Origin of the sequence: Treponema sp., assembly GCF_045641405.1 — a bacterium.
Classification (GTDB): Bacteria; Spirochaetota; Spirochaetia; order Treponematales; family Treponemataceae; genus Treponema_D.
The window spans coordinates 1-23,822 of record NZ_JAZUGX010000042.1; the positions used below are offsets into that span (position 1 = coordinate 1).

The following is a 23,822-nucleotide window of genomic DNA, read 5'->3' on the forward strand; positions in this document are numbered from 1 at the left end:
TTTTAATTTATGCATTAAAATATGGTGATGAATATATTGTCAATAATTATGCATATTATTTAGTTAAGCAATTTAATGCGGATGTAAAAATAAATGATATATTTAATAAAACAGCTGCTGATTACGCAATTACTAATGATATATTTTTCCTTGATGAAAAAGAAACCCCACAGATAGATTTTAATGATTATGATTCCTATGTAAAAAATTGGGAACAGTTTTTTTCTGATGATTGGGAAGATTATAAAATAGATATATTCTTTTTTGAGGGAAATGATCAAAAAGAATGGGATATTTATAATAGAAACAAAAAAGAGCGGATTGAAAAACAGGCCGTATATAATCCATCAGTTATTGATGAGATGGAAAATAATATAAAATCAAGAGGTTATTGTCATCCATATTTTGTGTATCCATTTGAGGATAACTCATTTGCCTATGTAACAGACAAAACATATATTCTGCTCAAAAACGAGGAAAAATTTTATTTGAAGCCAGGTACAATCGTAAAGGTTTTGCATACATTTCCTGTCAGAGGGGAAGATTACGCTTTGTATTCTCCATTTTCAAAATATCTTGAAGCTCCTTTTGTTTTGGTTCAGGAACAGAGATTCGGTAATGTTGGACTTATTTGCAGCTTTAATCTTGCACATCAGAAGTCAAATGTAATTAGGGATGACGATACAAGAAAATATCTCTTGATGACAAAATTTCAGGCACAGCCAAATCACGATATAGATGGAAATGTAATCGCTGGAAGCATTTATCTTGTTGAAGAAGATGAAACAACAAAGTCAAACATAATCCATAATCCGACTTCTTTTGAATGCTGGGATGACCATAAGCCTCTTGAGATTTTTCAGTTTGAAAATGAAATTGTAATGGCTTTTACAAGAAGCTTTATGACTAAGGAAAAGGGCCGTCTTGATCAGTGTTTGACATATTTCATCCGCGATAATGTTCTTATTGATTTTGGAGAATTTACTGCTTACACAAATGACAATAAAAATGTCCAGGGCCTGATTGATAAAGAAGTAAGAAATGGAAAATTTATAGTTACTGTCGGTGAAGATTATGATAATTTCCCAGCAGTGGAAAAATTGGAAATTGATAAAAATTTCAAACTTGTTGAGGACAGAATATCAGAAAAAGAAGGCCGCTAGATAAAGAGTAATGACTCCTCAAAAAATTAAAATGCATTACATTATAGCAACAAGCGAAATCAGGTAAAAAAAAGCATGCAAAAGGTAAATTTTTGCATGCCAATCAATTTCATTGTTTATGTTTATCTTTTCATCAGATCGCCAAGGCCAAGTGACTGAAGGGAATCAGAGTTGATTACGAAAGTCGTTGCCTGACCACCAGGAACGGAAGTACCCTTTTCAGCTGCGATTTTGATTGCGGCCGCCTGGGCTTCTGCAAGAATCCTTGAGTTTTCAATTTCCTGCTGCTGCTTAAGTACATTCATTGTAGACGACTTGAGGTTTGCCTTATCGCGTTCCTTGCGTGCTTCAACCAGTTCTACAGCTGCCTTTGCCTCAGCCTTTGCAAGATCGATTTCCTTCTGCTTTAAGGTGACCTTAAGTTCTTCGTCCTTTGCGCGCTGGGTTGCCTGTGCATTGACAAGCTTTGAAATGCTTTCTTCGATCGCTTTGTCATCCCAGTAGATTCCATCGTACGCCGTAAGGGATTCAATCGTAATTCCCCTTTCCTTGAAATAGACCTTTGCTTCGCTTACAACATCGTTGATGATCTTGTCTTTGTTTTCAGAAACTTCCATATAGCTTAAAGCATGGAACCTTTCATTCATCTGGCCGACAATCCACTTGTTGATGTTTGTATCGATTACTTCCTGAAGCTTCTTTGACGGCGAATAGTTGTAAAGATATTTTGCACAGTCTTCTGCAGTAATCTTTATGTTGTATGCCATTGGAATCTGGAAGCCAGAACTTTCTTTCGTCTCCAATTTGATTGAAGCATTTGTATCTGGTTCCCATACGCCAGAAATTGGAGTGCGGGAAACCTTGATGACCTTTACGGTATCAACATAATGACCTGAACGTACCCAACGGCCTGTCTTTATCCATTTGTGCGGAATCTGAAAAAGCTTGTCCTGAACCATATGCTCCTGATAATACTTTTCTGAGTCGACCTTGATCTGATTTTCTGTAGTCGTTCCGTTGTCGGAAAACAGAGGAATAAGGAATGCCGTTTCATTTGATTCTACTTCTGCAAAAGTCGGCTTGTCATAGGGACGGATGCAAAATAAAAAAACAATGAGAAAAGCGCCAGCTGCTGCAGAAATTCCTGCGGCAATCTTTTTTGAATTTGTTGCGGTTGATTCACCCATATAGAACTCCTTTTTACTTTTTATTTGTTTCCATTTTTTGGAATATTTATTTTCACTATTTTGATTCCCAGAAGAATTATTAAAATTCCGATGGCAAACTTAATGATGCAGATCAGATTGATTACAGTTTTAAGCAAAGCCTTGAGACCCATCATATCAGAATAATCCGCAGCGCCTTCCGCCTGCATCAGTAAAAGCTGTGTGTTGACCGCATCGAATTTATTTTCAAGATAAACCCCCAGCGGAATCAACATGATGAAAAGTGAGGCAAGGATAATTATGAAAACCGCCTGTTTCTTTGTGATTTTTTCCATCTGCTACCTCCTTACATGGACCTTCTGCCAGATGTCCTCATTTTTCCCATGGATACTTTTCGAAATATATTTCTCCATCAGTAAGATAACCGCCAAAGCTCCATCCTTCTTTTCCGTCGCCTGTCCTTACCTTAACCCAAGCCGATTTTATTCTGTCAATTTTTTCTTCCTGCCCAACTTCAAGAATCTTTACGGTATCGCCCTTCAATATGAGTCCAGTTTTTTCTGAATCAAGAGAAGGTGTGTCCCTCAGCCTAAGATTGTCAGCCGCAACATAATGGAAACCAACAAAGCGCGCATCAGGCAATATCTCAAATCCGACATCCTTTCTTTCTACCGTTCCATTAATGAAAACTTCGTAATAATAATAGACCTCAATACTTTCAAACAATGCATAGTCAGGAAAAAGGAATCCATTTGGAACCAGAAAATTATACATTGTTCGTCCTTCGCTATATAAAGCCAAATGCTTCCAGTTTGTAGAAGGAACTTTAAAAATGTCTGTTACATGGCATTTTGTCTTGAACTTCAGGCCGCGAAGAGAATCTACATTTCTATTTTCTACTGCCCGATCATGGATTTCAGCGACTTCCTCAAAAGTTGTTTCTTTATATTCATTCCCGTCAATTTCTTCTTCATTCCATGTATAAATTTTTCCATAGACGGGATAGATTCTAGTATAGGAATATCCTGAAAGAATCGCCATGACAAAAAAAACTGCAGATGCAAAAATTTTTTTCATTCTATCCTTCACCTCAAAACGCAACGCGGGAATCAAAACAACCTTTACTTTGCCTGGGACAGCAATTCTGAAATATTGAAGCAATGGTCGCCGATACGTTCAATCTGTTTTACAAGGTCCATGTAAAGAAGCTCTGCCTTTACGTTGCTTCCCTCTTCAAGACGTTTTCTTGCAAGCTTCTTGAGTTCCTTCTTGAATGCATCGATCTGATTTTCAAGTTCAGTCGCAAACTCAAGCTTTTCCTTTGGAAGATGCTTGTTTATGTTTATGTGGATGAACTGCATGAACTGGCGTGCAAGTTCAACATAAGGCAAGAGGCGTTCCATATCCTCATCCTTGAATTCCATTTTCTTTTCAATGCTCTTCTGAATCAGTTTTCCAAGGGCATAGCATTCGTCGGTGATTGCCTCAAGATCATCAACTATCTGAATCATTGATGAAATATTTGCAAGCTGATTTACACTTACAGGAAGAGTTTCACATTTAAGAAGATAGGCTGTAATCTGTTCCTGCATCTGGTCGCAGTAGTCTTCTTCATTCTTCATGTTTTCCATATGGTCTTCGATGAACTTTGAATCCAATGTTGTGATTCCTACCTGGAAGCGGTCAAACATCTCGCTTACGATGTCGGTCATCTTGGCAATTTCACCTTCTGCACGAACGATGTAACCACCATAACTGTCCTTTGCGTGCGAAACGAATTCCAGTTTGTAAGTTGAAGGCAGTGCATCAGGATCATCCTTGATGATTTTTCTTGTAAGGGCACAGATCTGATTTACAAACGGAATACAGACAGCTGTCGTAAGGGACTTGAATACTGTATGGAGGATTGAAATCTGGATTGCAATGTTGTTCTTTGGCGAAATCCATTCAACAAAATTAAGGAGTGGCCTGAAAAATACAACAACAAGAACCGTACCAAAGACGTTGAAAAGAACATGGACAAGAGCGGCTCTCTTTGCATCAGCAGTAGTTCCTGCAGCGGCAATGATTGCATCGATTGTAGAACCGATGTTGCTTCCATATGTCATGATGGCACTCATTTCCCAGGTTACCACCTTGTTGAAGGCAAGGGTGATTACGATTGCCGTAAAGGCGCTGGAAGAATGCATCAGGGCTGTAATGAAAATGCCAAGGATGAATCCAACTATATAGGAAAGGAAACCCATGTGCTGAATTTCCTGAAGCCAGCCAAGACTTGCAGGATCAATGCGGAACAGATCCGAAAGACCGCTAAGCCCCAAGAAAAGCATGCCAAAGCCCATGATTGCTTCACCCATGTTCCTTGAGTTGGCGTTCTTCATCATTGTAAGGAAATAACCAGCACCAAATACTGGAATTGCAAAGGCACTGATCTTAAAGTTGAATCCAAAAAGGGAAACAATCCAGGCAGTAACCGTTGTACCGATGTTGGCACCAAAGGTAACGCCCACGGACTGGGCAAGGGAAAGAAGTCCTGCGTTTACAAAGGAAACAACCATGACAGTTGTTGCCCCTGAAGACTGGATTATCATGGTAATAGCAAGACCTGTCAAAAGCCCCGCAAACCGGTTTCCGGCAACCATACCGAGCGCCCGCTGAAGTCTTTCACCCGCACTTTTCTGAACACCGTTGCTCATGAATTTCATTCCGCAAAGCAGAAAGCCGAGACTACCAACTAATCCCAATAAAAATGATACTACAGCCATATTAATTCCTGGTTGTAAAAAATTGTATTGCCGTCACCTGTTATAAACATTTACGAAAACAACACTTTGGTACAAACATACCTAAATAAAATAAGGTTGCCTCGGATGTTATCCAAAGCAACCTTTACATGCTATTCGATTTCTGCGTTTTCTACTTTTTCAAGAGTAATTTTTTTGCCGCTAGCCACAAGTGCTTTTCCTGCAGAGTGTGCAACATGGTTGATTACCTTGTATTCAACCTTGCAGAAGCGATCGATGTCAATCTTTGCAGGCTTTTCAGTTGCACCTTCATAGCCTTCAAGAGTAACTACCGTACCAGGAGCTGCCCAAGGAGCGGTCAAAAGCTCAACCTTTTCCTTTCCGTCTTCCATGTAGTCGGAAGCAAGGAGCATACCGTGGCTTTCAACACCCTTCATCTTGCGTGGAGCAAGGTTTGCGGCGATGATTACATGCTTGCCAAGAAGTTCTTCTTCCTTGAGGTAAGGACGGAGACCTGACTGGATGATGCGAGGTGTTCCGCTGCCGTCATCCATTGTTTCGATGTAAAGCTTGTCGCCCTGTGGGTTTGTCTCAACCTTTTCAATCTTTGCTACACGGAGTTCAATATACTTGTTGAAGTGGTCAACTGGATCGAATGCTTGTGCTGCATTTTCTGCGGCCTTCTTTTCAGCTGCCTTTGCATCGTTCTTTGCCGCTGCTTCTTTAGTAGCCTTATCTTCTGCCTTTGCAGTAGCTTCCATGATGTATTCAACATCGATTTCGCCTGCAACGCAAGGAACACCGACGGCCCAGTTTTCAAGGATCTGCGGATGGATTTCACCAAAGATACCGCACTGCTTTCCGTTTACGATGATTCCTGCCTGACGACCTGGGATGAAGCGTGGATCGTTTGTTTCCACAACTTCATACTTGTGGTCAAGGTAGTAAAGGATTGTGCTTACTTCAGAAGCGGCCTCGTTGAAGTTGGCGTTGTTGCTTGCCGTAAGGAATCCGAGGGACTGGATTGTCTTTGTTCCTGTATTTTCGCTTGGATCGATGTAGGCAATCTTTCCAACTTCAAAGATCTTATGTGGGTAAACTGCGTTTCCGCTCTGTGCTTCTGCCTCAAACAAAGATGCGATGATCGAAGGGCGGATGAACTGGTAGTTTTCACTCATTGGGTTGGCAATTTCAATTACATTGCTTCCGTCAATGCCCATGTTGTCAATGTATGTCTTCTTTGAACCAAGGTAGTTGAAGATCATTTCCTGATAGCCAAGGCCAGCGAGGATGTTCTTAACCTTGCGACTGTAAAGTGTAACAGGAAGAAGGCGTCCGATTGTAAAGTCGTTTGGCTTTGCAGGCTTGAAGTAATCAAGACCCATGCCGATCATAACGTCTTCGATGACATCAACTTCGTGGAGGAAGTCGTTGCGGTAAGGTGCAGGAGCAACTGTAAATACTGTTTCGTTGCCTTCCTTCTTTACTGTGACTGTATTTCCCATGCGCTGGAGGGCATCTGTTACCTGAGCTTCTGTAAGTTCTTCTCCAAGCTTCTTGTTGATTGCAGAAAGTCTTGCGTCTGTTGTGTCCTGGAAGTAGTAAGGGATTGTTACATCCTTTCCAAATCCAGTGTCGTATTCGTGGTGAACCTTTACAGGAAGGATTTCGTATCCCGCATCGGCAAAATCACATGCAACGATGTTTGCGGAAAGCATAAGGTCCTTCATGTCGGCACCAGTAAGTTCAACTACAAGCTCCTTGTCACCGATTTCAATCTGTCCAAGAGTTGCGCTGTTGATGATTGGTGTCATGCTCATTACTTCGCCCTTGTCGTCCTGAAGAACAGGGAACTTAGGGAAGTCCTTGATGATGTGTCCGTATTCCTTTCCTTTTGGATGTGTTTCAACAATCTCGCGGAGAGTCTGAACGCTTTCACCCTGAAGAGGCTGGAATTTCATCGTGTCTGGATCACATGCGTTGAAGTGGATCGGCCACTTAACGTTTGCCTGGCGGTAAACACCCATTGATACAGTCTTTCTCTTGCGTCCAAAGTTCCAGCAAAGCTTTTCCTGTGTCTGCATGATGTCGATGAGCATCGCATTGTCGATGGCCTTTCCTGAGATTACGAAAGAAACCATGTATGGACGGATATAGCGGAGTTCAGGATCAACATAAGCATCGCGGCTTGCAGTGTCCTTAAGGTCTCCTGCCTTCGACATGAATTTTGAATAATCGGAATGCTTTGCACCCTCGTGCTCACGGAGACAGCGTGTAATTCCGCCTGTAGACCAAAGGTCTGGACGGTTTGTATCATTAAGCTCAATCTTTATAACACGGTCGTCTTCTTTGTCTTCCATGTTTGGCTTTTCATCAAGTTCAGCCTTTGCAGATGTTAGTTTCTTTTCAAAAAGTTCCCAGTCATTGTATTTTGTTCCAAGAAGGTTCCAGAACAGCTTTTCATTGACTTCAATCTTAGGCATAAGAGTCCTCTATTTTAGAAATGATTTGGACAAAATTATACACAATTTATAGAAAATAAACAATTATTGGAGGCATGTCATGACTTTGCTCCCCAAAATTGCCTCCAAAACTTAGGGGTCTGTCCCCTCTGTCACAAAGAATGTTTAACTGACTCAATCAACCTCGAAGCAGAAGCTGCAGACCTTGCGTCTAAATATTCGAACGAAGATGCAAAGTATAATAATGCATACGGACTTCCTGGAGTAATTACAACACCAAAGACTTATGACATTGATGCCATAAAAAGTGATTCTAATAGAATGGCAGAAATACAGAGTGAAAGACAGAAAGTTGCTTCACAAAAAGAAACGTATTTACGTCTTTGTAAAGAAGATGTTCAGGTATTCATTGAAGCTTGGAAAGCATTAAATTATCAGAATGCCTATTGGAATGAGTTTATCACAACTCTAAACAACAATATCAATCAGAATTATTAAAAAACAAAAGGGAAGCTTAAAGCTTCCCTTTATTGTATTACTGGTCTGTTGACTTTGTGTAAGTAACTTCAAATAATGTTATACTAGATGATAGTGTATATTGTTCATAATATTGTTTATAGTTATTAGATGATGAGCTATTACGCTCTGTGAGCTCATTTCTGAAATAATAATATACTGAGCTTTTAGGCTGTGTATATAGTATTAATTCCTGTTCATTAGACTTTATAAAGTAGTTTTCCTCTCCATAAGGGTCGAAAAAGAGAACACTCTCATCTTTCATATGAGACTTTACAATAGCCTGAAGAAAATACATATCTGTATCTTTTTGAACAAGAATCTTCACATTACTGCCAAGCTCATAAGCGTTTTCATTACTGTTATGGCCTCTCATATCAATTGTATGAGTTTCAGCGTATTCTTCGATTGAAGACCATCTTGGTTGTTCAGGCAGGAAGTTATCAACCCCCCCATCACCGGCAGGATTAGCACACGACATAACAGCAAACATAGTAATAGCTGCCATAAAAATTAGATAAAGTTTCTTCATATTAGTACCTCTCTTATTTTCTCCAGTATGATGCTGGAGTATCTTTTGCCCAGTTACCTTTTTCCAAAAGAGCTTTTGTGTAGATTTTAGGATTGACGACCCTCCAAAAATTGCGAGTCGTTATACAGATACGCTGCTTCCACTATCTGAATCCGATCCATCAAAACATCCTATAAGCCCAAACAACGATGTGATTGCAAAAAGCAAAACAATTAACTTTTTCATAAAATACCTCCAAATTATCATTGCACCTGCAATGTGACATCATAATAAACACAGCAGGTTAAAAATAAAATGGAGAAATTCCCACTGAATTTCTATGAGAAAACTCACTTTTTTTGAATGATTTTTTATTACAATCTTCAAACATGGCAAATTCTGGGAATTGGGGTCTGTCCCCTAAATCAAGTGCCCTGTATTTTAAACGACAAAATTAGTGCAACTGGAAATAGAATGGTATAATATGCCCATATGATCGTATTTTTTCCATGAAAGAGTTCTATGACTTTAATCCATACGGTCTACTACTTATTTATTAAGGACGCCATTTTCCATCATAAAGCATCAAATCTCGACAGGATCTTTGTATGTCCCTAATTTACTGGCAAGAAAATGGGTTTTTAATAATCATTGATTTATAGTAGAAAAGTTTAGAAGATAAGAACTGAGATAGATAAAACTAACGTTAGTTTTAATCAGGAAGGGTGATTCTTCTGCTGACATCCTGGTTCATGATAATGCTACCGAACGATAGTCTGAAAAACCAGATGTACAGAAAGCAATTGAACCCATAATTACGGAAGCAAGAATAACTCTTCGGATGAAGATTATTAGAATTTTAACATAACCTTTAGAGGATGGTGAAAGCTATGGAAATCAAATCTGTAACTATGAATGATTACGAGTCACTTATGGAGCTATGGAACAGCATAGGGATGAGCAGGCGTGCCCTGAATCCTGTTGATGATAGCCGAGATGGTATAGAACGCTACATTAAAAGAAATCCGACAACCTGTTTCAAGGCAGTCGGAGACGATGGCAAACTTCTTGGCGTAATATTGAGCGGACATGATGGGCGAAGAGGACTCGTCCATCATTTATGCGTTGATCCAGAAACACAACGTGGCGGCATCGGCTCAAGATTAGTCAAAGCAGCTGAGGAAGCTTTGCACAAGGAAGGAATAGAGAAAATTTTCATTCTTGTATTCGCCGACAATGAGAAAGGAAATGCGTTCTGGGAAAAACAAGGCTACAGCCTAAGGACCGATCTGAACTACAGAAACAAATCGCTTAATGTCAACATTCCAACGGGGAAATAGACATCAGTCATTTATAAATTATTCTTCCGTCAGGATTCGAACCCGAACCAAAAGCACCAAAAGCTTTTGTGCTACCATTACACTACGGAAGAATGTTTTTTCATTATAACGCGTTAAGAGCAACATGTCATTGCATTCTCCTTACACTGGGGACAGACCCCTTTGCATTTTTTTTATTAGAAATTTGAATAAATAGGCACTTTTTATGTTATCTACAGTTATATATATAGTAAGGAGATTTTATGCCAAGAAAACCAAGAATGTTTGAAGGTTCAGGATTTTACCATGTAATTCTTCGTGGAAACAACAAGCAGAATCTTTTCAATGACAAAGCTGACAGAATGTTTTTTCTTAACCGCTTAAGAAAATACGCTACAGAACTTGATATTCATATTCATGCTTACTGCCTAATGAACAATCATGTTCATATTCTCATCGGAAATGCAGATCGCAACATGAGTCTTCTTATCCAGAAACTTGCGAACAGCTATGTATTTTATTTCAATCGTAAATACGATAGATGTGGACACCTCTTTCAGGGACGCTATAAAAGTGAACCCATACTGAATGATGCCTATTTTAAAACAGTATTCAGATACATTCTTCAAAACTGCGAAAAAGCTGGACTTGGTTCAGTAGACCAATATGAATGGAACAGTCATAGATACCTAAGAAAATCTACGTATGATGGTTTTGTAAAAACTGAATATATAATTTCCCTATTTGATTCCAAAAAGCAATTGCTGGATTATTTGTCCCAAAAAGAAACGGCAAAGTGCATGGAATATGAAAACAAGCTTGTATTTTCCGATGAAGGTGCCTTCGGCTTAATAAAAAAACTTTTCGGCATTTCTTCTCCATATAAACTTGAACGGCTTAAAATTGATGACCAAATTCAAAAATGCAGGATAATGAGGGACAATGGCATCTCAATGAATCAGATTGCAAGAATCACTGGAATCAGTCGAGCTATAATCAGAACAGTTTAAATACTTAATATATGAAAGCTTTCTTTGTATCACTTCATCAGTCCTCCATGGAAATAACATTCATATACTTTTTCATCGTTACAAAAAATTTCTTCATAACCTGTGTACCAGTTGATATCTCCTGTTACATTTGATCTATATAAATATTCCCCACTCTGATAAAACTCAGGTCCCCTGAATGGATGTTTTTCATCCGCTGCTCGCAATGCTTCCTTTAAGAAATTTCCACTGAATTTTTGATCCAGCACACGCCCCAAATAATTCATTGCATACAAGACTGTCCCTTTTCTCCAAACCGCTTCTTCTCCAGCAAACTGTTCTCCGCCGACATATGTATCATGATAAGACCATTCACCCCTTTCGTAATGATAGTCATGACTGTCCCCTCTGGTTGAGTTCACTTCGTTTGCAAAAGCGGCATAAGTGTTTACATTTGCTTCCAGTCGAAACCTTATAAGAGCTTCGACTTGCGTCTCCTCTTTTATAATAGGTGCTACGGCACATTCCTGTTCCTTTACGAGATAATCCAAAGTCACATTCATCATGTTGCTTATTGAAATCAAGTTTCCAATATCAGGAAATCCAAACCCACTTTCCCATTTTGCAACTGCCTGTCTGGAAATATTCAACTTTCCTGCCAATTCCTCCTGTGACCAACCTTTTGTTCTCCTAAGTATTACAAGTTTCTCAGAAAAATTCATTTATCACCTCAAAATAAACATACCACCAGAATCATATGTCGACCATAAACCTCAGGTTGCATTACTGCTACTCTTGTTTGCGGGAAATACTACGCCAAGAGGTGCCTTTATGAAGCTATTTGCAAAACAAAGGGTATAGGCACCTGTATTTTTAAATACAAGTCTGTCCCCTATTGCAAGTTTTCCATTGAACCCTTTTTTTATGATGTCATTTTCAAGGCAAGTACAGCCTGTAAGTGTATAATTCCTCAACATCTCCTGATTTCTTCCACCAGACACAACTTCAATAAGGAGGCTGTCCCCTATGGAAGACATGATCATATCCTTAAAACTTACATCCAGAACCACAAATCCACTCTCTTTTATCGAGAGCACTGTCCCCTCGATATCAAAAGCACTCCCCACAACTGCGGTTCCACATTCAAGAATAATTTTCTTGTTCTCCTGACCATATTTCCTCAAAGTTTCCGATATAGCCTCAGCAATCGAAGCAAAATCGATTTCCTCGCCAGCGGATTTTTTGCGTGGATCAACTTTTTCATAACTGCCCGCAAGACTACCACCAAAATCAAGGTATTCACCAGAGGGAAAATCCATCACAGCTTTTGCAAGGCCTTCTACTTTTCTAATCCAGAATCTTTTTTGCCTTGTTGCAGTAAAATGGCAGGACTGTCCCCTCACTATTATTTTTCCACGTTTAGAAAGCCCAACAATTTTTTCATACAAGTCAGAACCAACTTCAATCCCAAAGCGGGATTTAATTCCGTTGCCGACATCAAAATTCAACCTTAATCCTATGGCAAGAGGACTACGATTCTGCTCAAAGTATTCTTCTGCCCAGGAAAGTTCTTCTCTACCATCAATATTTACGATTCCACCAGCCAGCGCACAGCGATAGAATATTTCCTTTTCCTTGCACACCCCGTTGTAGATGATTTCATTTTCTTTCCAGCCGAAAGCAAGGGCTTTTTCATACTCTTCAGTTGAAACAACTTCAGCTTTAATGCCAGACTTTTTTACATCCTCAATGACATAAGGATGGCAGTTTGTTTTAAATGAATATGCAAGCTCAAAATCTTTAAGGCGGGAACCAAATTCTTTTCGTATGGCTTCAATGTTGGATTTTAGTTTTTCGGGATGATAAATATATTTTCTTGTATCCATTTTAAACTCGTCGTTTAAATCAGTATATCATATTTTTCCTTCATGCTATAATCGCATCATGAACATTACATACCGCAAGGCTGAAGAAAAAGATTTGGAACAGATCATGAAAGTCATTCGTGACGCACAGGCAACCTTAAAGGCTGATGGAGTTGACCAATGGCAGGATGGATTTCCAAGTGAGGAAGTTATTCTTGAAGACATGAAAGTGCGTTCTGCATTTGTAATTCTTGTTGACGATGTTGTTTCAGGATTTTTTGTATTGGCTTTTGGAATCGAACCAGACTATGTGAATCCTGCCAGAGGTGCATTCAAATCTAACGAACCATACGCAGCAATACACAGGACTGCAATCTCAAAGGAATGCAAGGGCATGGGCCTTTCAAAATTCATGTTCCAGTCAGCCTTTGCTGAGATAAAGAAAGCCGGTGTTGGTTATGCAAGAATCGATACCCACCACGACAACAAAAGGATGCGCCACATCATGGCCCGCGAAGGCTTTGAAGAAACTGCCGTAATAGTTTTATCTTCCAATGGTGACGAACGCGTTGCTGCAGAAAAGAAACTGTAAAATGACTTTAGGGAAATTTGATTTCAACAATCCAAAACATCTCAATCCAATAATCGACAGAGTTGTTGAGCTCTGGTCTCCGCCAACGGATGACATGGTTTTCAGACGGCTTTATGTTGAAGCCATCATAAGGCAGAATGCCGCAGGCAACGACATGCAGTTCCAGCTGTCAGAAAACGGGGAAATCCGTTCCATAGCCTTTGCTTCAAGACTTGGAGAACACACCCCATGGTATGGCTGGTGGCAGGAAAAATTCAATTCTCTCCCAGAAGAATACCAGAAAATGCTTTCCTTAAGCCGCGATTATCTTTCCCTGATGGATGAAAAGACCTACCGCTACATGGACAAGGATGATGTAAAGCTCAGCCTTTTTGTGAGCGTTAAATCTGGTTGGGGAAAACCGGTTCTTGAGGGAGCCATGGATTTTTTCAGATCAAGAGGATTCAAAAACCTTTACCTCTGGACTGACTGCGAATGCAATGTCGATTGGTATGTAAGCCGCGGCTACGAACTTGTGGAAGAAGGAACCTACGAACCTTTTTCCTACGATGAGCCATACAAAACCTACATCTTCAAAAAGCCATGCAAGGAAACTGTCCAATAATTTATTCATTCCCCATCTTCTGATATAATTTTCCATCATGAAAAAGATCTTTTTTGATTCACGCCCGATGGACAAAAGAGCCCGTGAAGATTTTGGACTTACAGAAGAACTTATGATGGAAAACGCAGCCGCTGCCATGGAAGATGCAGTGACCCCTTATGTTTTTCACGAAAGCACCCGTTACATTGACCGCCCCCATGTTTTGATTTTGTGCGGTGCAGGAAACAACGGTGCAGACGGATATGCCCTTGCACGCCGCCTTGTATGCCACGAATTCTGCGTTACCTGCTGTGTCGTTGACGAGCCAAAGTCAGAACTCTGCAAGCTACAGAAAAAACGTGCAGAGCTTTCAGGCGTAATGTTCACCGACCTTTATTCCCTTGATGATTTTATAGAAGAAAAAAGCTTTGACATTACAGTTGTGGTAGACTGTATTTTTGGCGCAGGATTCCGTCAGCCATTGCCTCCAAACGCAGAAGCCGTACTTCTTTCAGTTTCAAAAATCGACTGCCGTAAAATTTCCTGCGACATCCCAACAGGACTTGATGCTTACGGCAACGGAACAATAGTTTTTAAGGCAGACGAAACCGTCACCATGGGGTCTTTAAAGCTTGCCCTTTACAGCGACAGGGCTAAGGACTGCACTGGAAAAATCACCCTTGCAAACCTTGGCATTTCAAAAACAAACTTTGAGCACGAAAGCAAATTTCAACCTGATGCATATCTTCTTGAAGAAAATGAAATGACATTGCCATGGCGCAAAAAGCAGAATGCAAATAAAGGAACCTTTGGGCATGCCGCAATCGTCTCCGGTGAAAAACCAGGAGCCGCAAACATCGCAGCAAATGCAGCCATAAACTTTGGCGCAGGGCTCGTTACCCTTACCGGAATTGATTCAAGCATCTTCATGAGCATCATGGCATCAAAGGAATTGCCTTCAAACACAAGCGCCCTTCTTTTAGGAAGCGGTTTTGGCCGCAGCAACAGGTATGCAGAAAAATATCTTTCCTATCTTAAGGAAAACAAAAAAGTTCCTTTTGTCCTTGATGCCGATATTTTTTACTACAGTGGAATCAAAAAATTCCTTGAAGAAAATTGCCGGGACGAAAAAAACAGCCGCTGCATTTTGACTCCACACCCAAAGGAATTCTCAGTTCTCCTTGAAAACTGCGGATTTGGAGTATTTACCACAGCCCAGATTGTTGAACAGCGTTATGAACTTGCAAAGAAATTCACAGAAACTTTCAAAGGCTGCATTTTGATTCTCAAGGGAGCTACAACAACAATCGCCCATTGGTCAGCGAAAGAAAACCGCACTTGCATCTATCTTAATCCACACGGAACCAACGCCCTTGCAAAAGCCGGCAGCGGAGATGTTCTTGCAGGACTCTGCACAGCCTTGCTTGCCCAGGGCTACAATGCAATAAACGCAGCAATCACAGCAAGCCTTGCCCACAGTTTCGCATCAAAAAAATACGACGGCAGTTTTGCCCTTACTCCAGAAAAACTGATAGATGAAATCGGAGCGTTGAAATGAATTATGTAAAGCAGTTCTGCATCATCCTTGCATTTTCATTTACAGGTGAAGTATTAAATCGCATAATCCCATTGCCTGTGCCTTCAAGCATCTATGGTCTTGTACTTTTGTTTCTTGCACTTGAATTTAAAATTATCAAGGTAGAGCACATAAAAGAAGTTTCAAAATTTCTTTTGGGAATCATGACACTTTTCTTTGTTCCATCAAGCGTAGGCTTCATCAATGCACTTCCACTGATGAAAAAATACGGGCTGCTTTTCATTTCCATCACGATAGTTTCAACCCTAATTGTTTTTGCCGTTACAGGGCAAGTAACCCAGGCACTTATGAAAATCCGCAACAGAAATTCAGTTTCAGAAAAACCGGAGGATGCAGAATGAAAGACCTCTTGATGAACTCAGCACTCTTTGGAGTTACCCTTACTCTTTCAACTTTTCTTTTGGGACGTGTCATCCATAGAAAAACCAACATCTTTCTATTCAGTCCACTTCTTGTGTCCGTAACATTATGCATAGTCACACTGATTCTCATTAAGATTCCATATGAAAATTATCTTGTCGGTGGAAACTGGGTCGGATTTTTCTTGACACCTTCTACAGTCTGCCTTGCAGTTCCCCTTTATGAACAGTTTGAAAAACTCAAGAAAAACTGGTATGCAATTTTAGGCGGAATTACCTGCGGTGTTCTTTCTAACCTGGCATTCATTTTTGGAATGTGCATGATTTTCAAAATCGGTCATGTTGAATATGTATCAATGCTTCCAAAATCAATTACAACTGCCATAGGTCTTGCCCTTGCCGATGAATTCCACGGGTTTGTTCCCATCACCATAATGATGATTGTTCTTACGGGAAATCTTGGAAATCTTTTTGCACCCCAGCTCTGCAGAATTTTCCACATAACTGATCCTGTAGCCAAAGGCGTTGCAACGGGAACTTCAAGCCATGCACTTGGGACAGCAAAGGCAATTGAAATGGGTGACATAGAAGGCGCCATGAGCGGACTTTCAATCGCAGTGACTGGTCTTCTTACAGTTGTCTTTGCACCATTTTTCGCAAACCTAATTTAATTTCGACTACCAACCCTTTTCCACAAAATCCATTTCATGTGGTTCAAGTGGTATAGTCTTTGCGTCTATATTTTCAATTTCCACATAGGTTCTTCTACCCATATAGGCAATAAGCCCGTCTATCTTTTCCTCTGTTCCCTGAACCTCCATCTCAACAGTTCCATCATAAAGATTCTGGACCCATCCAGTAAGACCAACGGATCTGGCGTAATTCTTGCTATGCCATCTGAACCCAACACCTTGGACTCTGCCTGAGAATATAACGTGCTTTCTGATTTTTTCCGACATGAACCATTCCCTCTGATTTTTTGTCTCAAATGATTATATAACATACCTTTTGATTTTGATATTATTTATGCATGACATTTTCAAGGAGGAATAGATGAAAATTCCATATTCAGAGATAGAAGCAGAGATTTTTCCTAACTTCAAGGGAGGCGAAAAGAACCTTAAGGCAAAAATGTTCTTCGACGGCAGCAACAGAATTCTGCACGGAAGACTTGAAGTCGGAGGAACAATCGGAATACACTGCCATGAAACTTCAAGCGAAATCATATACATCCTTAGCGGAGATGGAAAAGTTCTCATTGATGACACCATCGAATACCTTAAGCCTGGCGACTGCCATTACTGTCCAAAGGGACACACCCACAGCCTTCAGAACAACAGCACCACGGAAGACCTTGAATTCTTTGCCGTTATTCCAGAACAGGATGTCTTTGAAAAGATGAAGACCCGCCGTTCCATACGCAAGTTCAAAAAAGATCTTCCCCCAAGAGAAAAAATCGAGAAGGTGATTGAAGCCGGTCGTTGGGCAGCCAGCGGAAGAAACAGGCAAACATCCATCATCGTTGCTGTTACAAACAAAGAAATCATTGAAAAACTTACAAAGATAAACGGGGAGATTGCAGAGCGCCACAATCCCCTTGGAGAATTCTACGGTGCACCTGTAGTCCTTATCGTACTTTCCGACAAGAACTGGCGCAACAAGATATATGACGGTTCATTGATCCTTGGAAACATGATGCTTGCCGCCCACGACCTTGGACTTGGCAGCTGCTGGATCCACAGGGCAGAACAGGAATTCAACATGAGCGAATGGCAGGACTGGCTTAAGGGACTTGGCATTGAAGGCGAATGGGAAGGCATCGGCCATCTTGCACTTGGCATTCCAGACGGTGACTATCCTGAAGAAATTCCAAGAACTGGAAACAAGGTTTTCTGGTGCGAATAGATCTGTTGTAAATCCAACAAAATTAAAGGGACACTTTTTCAAGTGTCCCTTGCTTTTTTTAAATTCTCGTGTATAATTATATAAATCACAAAATGTTGGATTTCCAACAAATGAGAAATTCATGGAAAACATCGAGACACTCCGTAAATCATTTCTCTTCAAGGGAATGAAAGACAGACAGATAGAAAACGCACTCAAGAAGCTTGGCGCAACGGAAAAGAAATACAGAAAGAACTCCTTCCTCATTACAAGAGGGCAGAAAGAAGTAAAACTTGGACTTCTGCTCGAAGGAAAAGCCGTTGCAAGTCAGGAAGACATCTGGGGAAACAGAAACATAATCAATAGGATCACCTGTGGAGAATCTTTTGCAGAGCCTTATGCAGCAACAGACCTCCCATCAAACCTAAGCATCCAGGCTGAAGAAACCTGCAAGGTGCTGTGGCTCAACATATCCAAAATAAATTTCGCAGGCAACGACCCTCTCCTGCTTTTGGTTACCTCAAACCTTCTGCAGGAAATGGCATTCAAGCTCCTCCGCCTTAACGAAAAACTTTCCCATATTTCAAAAAAGACAACTCAGGATAAGCTTCTTGCATATCTTTCCACTCAATCGGAAGAAGCAAAATCCCTGGACTTTGTGATCCCCTTCGACCGTCAGCAGCTTGCGGATTATCTATCCGTAGAAAGAAGCGCCATGTCTGCAGAAATTTCAAAACTCGTCGAAGAAGGAAAATTGAAGACACGAAAAAACCACTTTACTTTGTTTCCATAGGATTTCTTGCAACAATTATTTTTTTAGCCTAAAGTATATGCATTATGAGAAAGTCCTTTGTAACTCTTTCCCTTCTTTCTGCTCTGGTTTTATCCTGCCACTACGGATTCATCGACCCTGAAAATTCTTCAGACGGCAGACACATTCAGTATGATGAATCATTTTTTGCAGACAGAAACCGTTTCTACCCTGATCAGCTTATAATTCCAGATAGATACAACACTGGTGTGGATCCTTCCATAGCATTAAAAAAAATTTCAAACTCCACTAACATCAACGGAGTTTTCATCACTTACCGAACGGATACAAACCAATATATGATCAGCTCCTACAATGAAAATCATGTTGAAAACAGGGACAAAACATTGAAGTCGGAAATGGCTGATTCCATCACAATCGAAAACTATGATTTTTCAGACAGACCTTTCATCATAATGAATGGTGAACGCTTTTCAAAAAAGAAAACCATCACTTTTAAAAACTGCAGGTTCGCAAGCTTTAGAAATCCGCCGAACGAAAACAACCGCGTCTGGATTAAATTCGAACACTGTACATTTAAAGGTGGAGTAAGTGAGGCCCAGATCGACATGGACCACTGCTACATCGGCGGTTTTACTGCAGACGGAACAAATCCAACCCGTTACTTCAGGTGCACCAATACCTACATTGCAGACCTCGTTACTGAGGCTACTGACAAGGAAGTCCACATCGATGGCTTCCAGACTTATGGTCGTGCAAACATTGCCGGCGGAAACATCTACTACAACAATGTCCGCTTTGAAATTCCATCCATTCATATTGCAAACCAGCATTCAGGTACGGGCGTAAATGCCTGCGTCATGTTCCAGCTTGAATACGGAAATGTCGACAACTGCCTTTTCCAGAACCTTTTTGTTAACGGCGGAGGCAAATGGTTTCCTATATATCTTACAAGCGGAAAGAAAAGTAAAGGCACTTTTTCACAGAACAACCTTACCCTTAAAGACGTTTATGTTTCAAACAATTTCGGAAAGATCTTTTATTCTGGAAGTTATGATGAAAATGCAAAAGTCATAAATGTCGCCCACATGAATTCAATTTATGTAAGTTCAGTATGGAAATCTGATGATGGAAAGACACACATCATCTGTTCCAATGATACGATTTTTAAAAGTACGCTCCTTGTTAAAACCGACAAGGGAGATTTTCGTTTTTCAATTCCACGATGCCCAAGCAACTGGAATCTTGAAGGCAAGGAAAACGGCCAGAGAACTGCAGAGCAGAAAGCAGCAGGTCTTGTTGATGACCCTGCAACCTGCCTGAAAGACGAAAAAGGCAAACCGTATACGGAATATAAATTCTCCGACTTTCCTTTTGACATTGACTGTGTGATCGACAAAAGCGTTTCTGAAATCACCTGCTTTGACGAAGAAGAAAACGTACAGATACGACATGTAAAGTTTTAGTTTATATTCAATATAATTTCAAACGCTGTTCTCTTCCAAAATTTACATTGACAAATTCCCTTTACGGACCGAAAATTCAAGTATGAATATGATTGGAACATTTTGGTCACTTGTTCCGCCTGTTGTTGCCATTGCTCTGGCACTGATCACAAAGGAAGTTTATTCTTCACTTTTCATCGGAATTGTTATCGGCGGACTGTTTTTCTCTGGGTTCTCTTTTACAGGAACTATCACCCACATTTTTCAGGACGGAGTAGTCAAATCCCTTTCCGACAGCTACAACGTCGGCATCCTGGTTTTCCTTGTCGTACTTGGAACACTTGTTGCCATGATGAACAAGGCAGGAGGTTCTGCAGCATTTGGAAAATGGGCTAAGGAACATATCAAGACGAAAGTCGGCGCACAGATTGCCACAGTGCTTCTTGGAATACTTATCTTCATCGACGACTACTTCAACTGTCTTACTGTTGGTTCAGTCATGAGACCTGTTACAGACAGGCACGGAGTCTGCCGAGAAAAGCTTGCCTACCTCATTGACTCAACAGCCGCACCTATCTGCATCATCGCTCCTGTTTCTTCATGGGCAGCAGCGGTCACAGGCTTTGTCGAAGGAGAAGATGGCTTCAGTCTCTTCCTCAGGGCAATCCCTTACAACTTCTATGCGCTATTTACAATCATCGCCATGTTTGCAATCATCCTCTCAGATGTTTCTTTTGGTCCAATGAAGCATTTTGAAAAGGCTGAACTTTTTTACGGCGAAAGTTTTGAAGAAGAAGAAAAGACAGATTCTAAAGGAACTGTTTTTGACCTTGTATTCCCTATCGCCACTTTGATCGTTCTTTGTGTAATCGGAATGATTTACTCAGGCGGATTCTTTGCAAGCGGCGAAGAAAAGAAAGGATTCGTTGAAGCTTTCTCTGCATCCGATGCTTCAGTCGGTTTGATGCTCGGCTCAATGGGAGCCCTCATTGTAACCATCATCACATACCTTGCTCACCGTGTCCTTACTTTTGGTAACCTTATGTCATGCCTTCCTGAAGGATTCAAGGCAATGGTTCCAGCCATCCTCATCCTTACCCTTGCATGGACATTGAAGGGAATGACGGACAGCCTTGGTGCAAAGGAATTCGTTGCGGGAATCGTTCAGAGCGGAGCCGGCAGCTTCATGAGCTTCCTGCCTGCCCTTGTATTCGTAATCGCAATTTTCCTTGCCTTTGCTACAGGCACATCCTGGGGAACATTCGGAATCCTCATTCCAATCGTAGTTGCAGTTTTCAGCAACACGGACCCAACACTGATGATCATTTCAATTTCTGCATGTATGGCTGGTGCTGTCTGCGGCGACCACTGTTCACCAATTTCAGACACCACAATCATGTCCAGCGCAGGCGCCCAGTGCGTTCACGTTGACCATGTTGCAACGCAGATTCCTTACGCCATGTGCGTTGCAGGAGTTTCGTTCGTGACCTACATCATCGCAGGCTTCGTAAAGAATCCATTCGTTCCGTTCATCATCGGAACAGCAGCCATCATCGGCGGTGTGATTCTGCTTAAGAAAAAATCAAAGTAAAATTCTTGCATGATAAAAACGGGGACTTCAATTTGAAGTCCCCGTTTTTATTTTCAATATATTCACTGCATTGTCCTGTCTGCAAATTCCTTAAGCAACCTGCAGGCTTCTTTGTCATGTTTTCCCTTGAAACCATGAGCACCCTTTTCTATTTCATGATATTCACATTTTGAATAAAGTTTTTTTGCTTTGCGTGAATATTCAATATCAACAATCCTGTCAGAAGTTCCGTGGATCAAGAATGTAGGTCCCTCATAACCGCCGATTGCAGAATACACATCAAGATCAACGACAGATCTTGCAAAATCACCGCCAACCTTCATCGGGAATTTTCCAAGAATGTCAGGAATGTTTTTCGGATCAAACTTGAATACAATCATCTGACCCTTTCTTGCATCATCCGGAATGCAGAGGGCCGGATAGAAAAGCATAAGGCTCTTTATCTGATCCTCCACATAGCGATGTCTATGTTTTAAATTATATCATACAAGCCTACAGTTCTTTAATCAGCGAGACCAGTTTTTCAATTTCCTTGAAACCCTGTTTTTTATAAAAGCCAAAGGCCGGTTTGTCGTGCTCCGTCATGAGGAAAATATTGGTAATTCCTTTTTCCTTTACGGCATTCTCAATCAGACTGAAAAATTCCGTTCCAAGGCCCGAATGCTGGCGGTCAGTCTTTATGAAAAATTCTTCCACATGATACTCAGTTCCACCAAACCAATGGCGTACATTGCCGATGGAAACTCCAACAAGCTCATCCCTATCGTATAGTCCGTAAACCAAAGGCGTCCTGACATCCATCAGATCCAGAAGATATTCCGTAAGCTGCTCATCATCGCTCCAGTCATCACACCATGGTGGCGACATGAAAACACTCCTGAAGAGGTTTTTCATTTCATTGAAATTAGATTTGTCCAGTAACTTCAGCTGCATGGAACATAGTCTATTTGGATTTCTATTTTCGTTCAATAAAGGAAAAATGTAAAAAAATCATTATCCAACATAGCATTCAATATTCTTTTAATTTCACTTCATCCTTCAAAAAGCTTCTTTATTTTGTGAACAACCTGGTTGGTGTTTCCTTCTTCAACAACATGATCATAGGCATGGGGAATCGTTCCAAAGGTGATTGTTTTGTCTACGCCAAGCTCCCTCTTAAGCAGTTCAATCATGTTCTGGCGTGTTGCATTTTTATTGTATATCTTTATGTATGAATAACCCTTGTAATCGTTGGATTTATATTTCAACACCTTGAGCTTTTCCGTGATTCCGTCTGCTGCAAGAATTCCGTAGATTTCCTCAATCTTTTCATCAGGATAAATAAGCATAAAGTAGATCACTTCCTCATCCGGAACAGGACGCCTGATGTAATTTCTGTAAGGAGATGCCCTCAGTTCCCTCACAAGCCGCGCCTGGATTTCATTCTGAAATTCTCCGTAATAAATCAGAAGTGTGTCGTCGATGACTATGTTGGCAAAATTATGTATGGCATGCTTTCTGAAAATTTCCATCACCATGTTTTTTTCTTCCATGGTCATGGGAATTTTTTTCAGGTAACGTTTTTTCTCCGTGTCATAGAGCACAGCACCGTCCATGGCAATAACCGGAATCTTAAGGTGAATGTCGTGCATCGGTTCAAGGATGGAAGCGGGAGGCCTCATGGTTGAAAGGGTAAAGTGCAGACCTTCATCGATCATCCGGTTGAGTTCAACCTTGCAGTAATCGTTTATGTGGTAGTCCTTGTTGAGCAGAGTATCATCAAGGCCAGATATGAAAAGCGCATCCACATTTCTTTTATGGGGCAGACGGAACAGGTTGACGCCGACACCGATCACAATTCCAATCATGGTGTCGAGGAATCTGTTCAGCGTAAAAAGATATGGGTTTTCATCCGACAGGTGAATGACAACAATGCTCAAAAAAACCACGCAGGAAAAATAGGAAGCCTGTTTTCTTTTCAATGCCACCGTCGTCCACAGCACGGGAATAAGCGTAAGTGAAATCAGCAGAGCGTTGAAAACATATGTTGCGTTCTTTGAAAGATCAAACCTTGTCCTGACGGAGATTGACGCAAGCAGAACGGCAAGTCCAAAGAAAGCTCCTATGACGGTTCCCATGATCCTCTGCACTGCATTCTTCCGCGTCGTTGAAACGTATGCCTGCATGCACCAGAGGGCTGAAAGCTGGCTGTAGAAAACGATTCCGTTGTCACCCCTCAAGACCTGCACCACATAGCAGAGGGCAACCGCCACAGCGGACTTTAT

General features: G+C 40.9%; 25 protein-coding genes and 1 tRNA gene. 13 read left to right on the forward strand and 13 right to left on the reverse strand.

Translation table 11 applies throughout. The features are described 5' to 3' along the window. Nucleotides 1–1,163: hypothetical protein (locus ACKI39_RS06540; protein ID WP_407398835.1), on the forward strand; the 1,163-nt coding region annotated here is incomplete at its 5' end. Between the two features lie 122 nt (nt 1,164–1,285). On the opposite strand, the gene ACKI39_RS06545 is transcribed toward ACKI39_RS06540, so the two are convergent. The 5 genes from ACKI39_RS06545 to pheT form a co-directional block, all read right to left on the reverse strand. Further along, nucleotides 1,286–2,350 (reverse strand): SPFH domain-containing protein, encoded by a 1,065-nt coding sequence (locus ACKI39_RS06545; RefSeq protein ID WP_407398837.1) that lies wholly within the window; start codon nt 2,348–2,350, stop codon nt 1,286–1,288. Nucleotides 2,351–2,370: 20 nt separating this feature from the next. Continuing rightward, the gene (locus ACKI39_RS06550) at nt 2,371–2,664 is read right to left on the reverse strand and encodes a hypothetical protein (protein WP_407398839.1); all 294 of its coding nucleotides are present in this window, start codon (nt 2,662–2,664) and stop codon (nt 2,371–2,373) included. Nucleotides 2,665–2,701: 37 nt separating this feature from the next. After that, nucleotides 2,702–3,406 carry an SH3 domain-containing protein gene (locus tag ACKI39_RS06555; protein WP_407398840.1) on the reverse strand — a complete coding sequence of 235 codons (705 nt, stop codon included), beginning with the start codon at nt 3,404–3,406 and terminating at the stop codon, nt 2,702–2,704. Nucleotides 3,407–3,450: 44 nt separating this feature from the next. Continuing rightward, the gene (locus ACKI39_RS06560) at nt 3,451–5,094 is read right to left on the reverse strand and encodes a Na/Pi cotransporter family protein (RefSeq protein WP_407398841.1); all 1,644 of its coding nucleotides are present in this window, start codon (nt 5,092–5,094) and stop codon (nt 3,451–3,453) included. A 131-nt stretch (nt 5,095–5,225) separates the two neighbouring features. Further along, a complete protein-coding gene (gene pheT, locus ACKI39_RS06565) occupies nt 5,226–7,556 on the reverse strand; it encodes a phenylalanine--tRNA ligase subunit beta (protein ID WP_407398843.1) in 2,331 nt (776 codons plus the stop codon). Nucleotides 7,557–7,622: 66 nt separating this feature from the next. On the opposite strand from pheT, the gene ACKI39_RS06570 reads away from it, so the two are divergent. After that, nucleotides 7,623–8,033 carry a hypothetical protein gene (locus ACKI39_RS06570; protein WP_407398845.1) on the forward strand — a complete coding sequence of 137 codons (411 nt, stop codon included), beginning with the start codon at nt 7,623–7,625 and terminating at the stop codon, nt 8,031–8,033. A 37-nt stretch (nt 8,034–8,070) separates the two neighbouring features. On the opposite strand, the gene ACKI39_RS06575 is transcribed toward ACKI39_RS06570, so the two are convergent. Further along, nucleotides 8,071–8,583: a hypothetical protein gene (locus ACKI39_RS06575; RefSeq protein ID WP_407398847.1), complete on the reverse strand. Its 513-nt coding sequence runs from the start codon at nt 8,581–8,583 to the stop codon at nt 8,071–8,073. 869 nt (nt 8,584–9,452) lie between these two features. Here ACKI39_RS06575 and ACKI39_RS06580 point away from each other — a divergent pair. Next, nucleotides 9,453–9,902, forward strand: coding sequence for a GNAT family N-acetyltransferase (locus ACKI39_RS06580; protein ID WP_407398849.1), 450 nt, complete (start codon nt 9,453–9,455; stop codon nt 9,900–9,902). Nucleotides 9,903–9,923: 21 nt separating this feature from the next. Here the strand turns inward: ACKI39_RS06580 and ACKI39_RS06585 are convergent. Then, a tRNA-Gln gene (locus ACKI39_RS06585) sits at nt 9,924–9,994 on the reverse strand. 150 nt (nt 9,995–10,144) lie between these two features. On the opposite strand from ACKI39_RS06585, the gene ACKI39_RS06590 reads away from it, so the two are divergent. Further along, entirely contained in the window at nt 10,145–10,891 is a 747-nt protein-coding gene (locus ACKI39_RS06590) for a transposase (RefSeq protein ID WP_407398851.1), read from the forward strand. Nucleotides 10,892–10,920: 29 nt separating this feature from the next. Here ACKI39_RS06590 and ACKI39_RS06595 read toward each other — a convergent pair whose 3' ends face one another. Together ACKI39_RS06595 and ACKI39_RS06600 are read right to left on the reverse strand one after the other, a co-directional pair. Then, entirely contained in the window at nt 10,921–11,592 is a 672-nt protein-coding gene (locus ACKI39_RS06595) for a DUF5680 domain-containing protein (RefSeq protein ID WP_407398853.1), read from the reverse strand. Between the two features lie 51 nt (nt 11,593–11,643). Next, nucleotides 11,644–12,756 (reverse strand): type III PLP-dependent enzyme domain-containing protein, encoded by a 1,113-nt coding sequence (locus ACKI39_RS06600; RefSeq protein WP_407398855.1) that lies wholly within the window; start codon nt 12,754–12,756, stop codon nt 11,644–11,646. A 58-nt stretch (nt 12,757–12,814) separates the two neighbouring features. Here ACKI39_RS06600 and ACKI39_RS06605 point away from each other — a divergent pair, with 58 nt between their 5' ends. The 5 genes from ACKI39_RS06605 to ACKI39_RS06625 are packed head-to-tail and all read left to right on the forward strand — an operon-like array spanning nt 12,815 to nt 16,537. Beyond that, the gene (locus tag ACKI39_RS06605; protein WP_407398857.1) at nt 12,815–13,327 is read left to right on the forward strand and encodes a GNAT family N-acetyltransferase; all 513 of its coding nucleotides are present in this window, start codon (nt 12,815–12,817) and stop codon (nt 13,325–13,327) included. 1 nt (nt 13,328) lies between these two features. After that, a complete protein-coding gene (locus ACKI39_RS06610) occupies nt 13,329–13,931 on the forward strand; it encodes a GNAT family N-acetyltransferase (protein WP_407398859.1) in 603 nt (200 codons plus the stop codon). Between the two features lie 37 nt (nt 13,932–13,968). After that, nucleotides 13,969–15,468: an NAD(P)H-hydrate dehydratase gene (locus ACKI39_RS06615; protein WP_407398861.1), complete on the forward strand. Its 1,500-nt coding sequence runs from the start codon at nt 13,969–13,971 to the stop codon at nt 15,466–15,468. Next, nucleotides 15,465–15,848, forward strand: a complete 384-nt coding sequence (locus ACKI39_RS06620; RefSeq protein ID WP_407398863.1) for a CidA/LrgA family protein — start codon at nt 15,465–15,467, stop codon at nt 15,846–15,848. The genes ACKI39_RS06615 and ACKI39_RS06620 overlap by 4 nt, the downstream gene beginning before the upstream one ends. Then, nucleotides 15,845–16,537 carry an LrgB family protein gene (locus ACKI39_RS06625; RefSeq protein ID WP_407398865.1) on the forward strand — a complete coding sequence of 231 codons (693 nt, stop codon included), beginning with the start codon at nt 15,845–15,847 and terminating at the stop codon, nt 16,535–16,537. The genes ACKI39_RS06620 and ACKI39_RS06625 overlap by 4 nt, the downstream gene beginning before the upstream one ends. A 6-nt stretch (nt 16,538–16,543) precedes the next feature. Here ACKI39_RS06625 and ACKI39_RS06630 read toward each other — a convergent pair whose 3' ends face one another. Beyond that, nucleotides 16,544–16,825 (reverse strand): acylphosphatase, encoded by a 282-nt coding sequence (locus ACKI39_RS06630; RefSeq protein WP_407398867.1) that lies wholly within the window; start codon nt 16,823–16,825, stop codon nt 16,544–16,546. A gap of 94 nt (nt 16,826–16,919) precedes the next feature. Between ACKI39_RS06630 and ACKI39_RS06635 the strand changes: the two genes are divergently transcribed. The 4 genes from ACKI39_RS06635 (at nt 16,920) to ACKI39_RS06650 (ending at nt 21,558) form a co-directional block, all read left to right on the forward strand. Beyond that, nucleotides 16,920–17,771 (forward strand): nitroreductase family protein, encoded by an 852-nt coding sequence (locus ACKI39_RS06635; protein ID WP_407398869.1) that lies wholly within the window; start codon nt 16,920–16,922, stop codon nt 17,769–17,771. Nucleotides 17,772–17,892: 121 nt separating this feature from the next. After that, nucleotides 17,893–18,543, forward strand: coding sequence for a Crp/Fnr family transcriptional regulator (locus ACKI39_RS06640; protein WP_407398871.1), 651 nt, complete (start codon nt 17,893–17,895; stop codon nt 18,541–18,543). Between the two features lie 44 nt (nt 18,544–18,587). Next, complete coding sequence (locus ACKI39_RS06645) at nt 18,588–19,988, forward strand: hypothetical protein (protein ID WP_407398873.1); 1,401 nt, start codon at nt 18,588–18,590, stop codon at nt 19,986–19,988. 82 nt (nt 19,989–20,070) lie between these two features. Further along, on the forward strand, nt 20,071–21,558 hold the full coding sequence (locus ACKI39_RS06650; RefSeq protein WP_407398875.1) for a Na+/H+ antiporter NhaC family protein: 1,488 nt from the start codon (nt 20,071–20,073) through the stop codon (nt 21,556–21,558). A gap of 62 nt (nt 21,559–21,620) precedes the next feature. On the opposite strand, the gene ACKI39_RS06655 is transcribed toward ACKI39_RS06650, so the two are convergent. From ACKI39_RS06655 to ACKI39_RS06665, 3 genes are all read right to left on the reverse strand, one after another. Continuing rightward, entirely contained in the window at nt 21,621–22,013 is a 393-nt protein-coding gene (locus ACKI39_RS06655) for an alpha/beta fold hydrolase (protein ID WP_407398877.1), read from the reverse strand. A 37-nt stretch (nt 22,014–22,050) separates the two neighbouring features. Next, nucleotides 22,051–22,491, reverse strand: a complete 441-nt coding sequence (locus ACKI39_RS06660; RefSeq protein ID WP_407398879.1) for a GNAT family N-acetyltransferase — start codon at nt 22,489–22,491, stop codon at nt 22,051–22,053. 98 nt (nt 22,492–22,589) lie between these two features. Next, nucleotides 22,590–23,822 (reverse strand): HAD hydrolase family protein (locus tag ACKI39_RS06665; protein WP_407398881.1); only part of this gene is annotated, 1,233 nt, incomplete at its 5' end.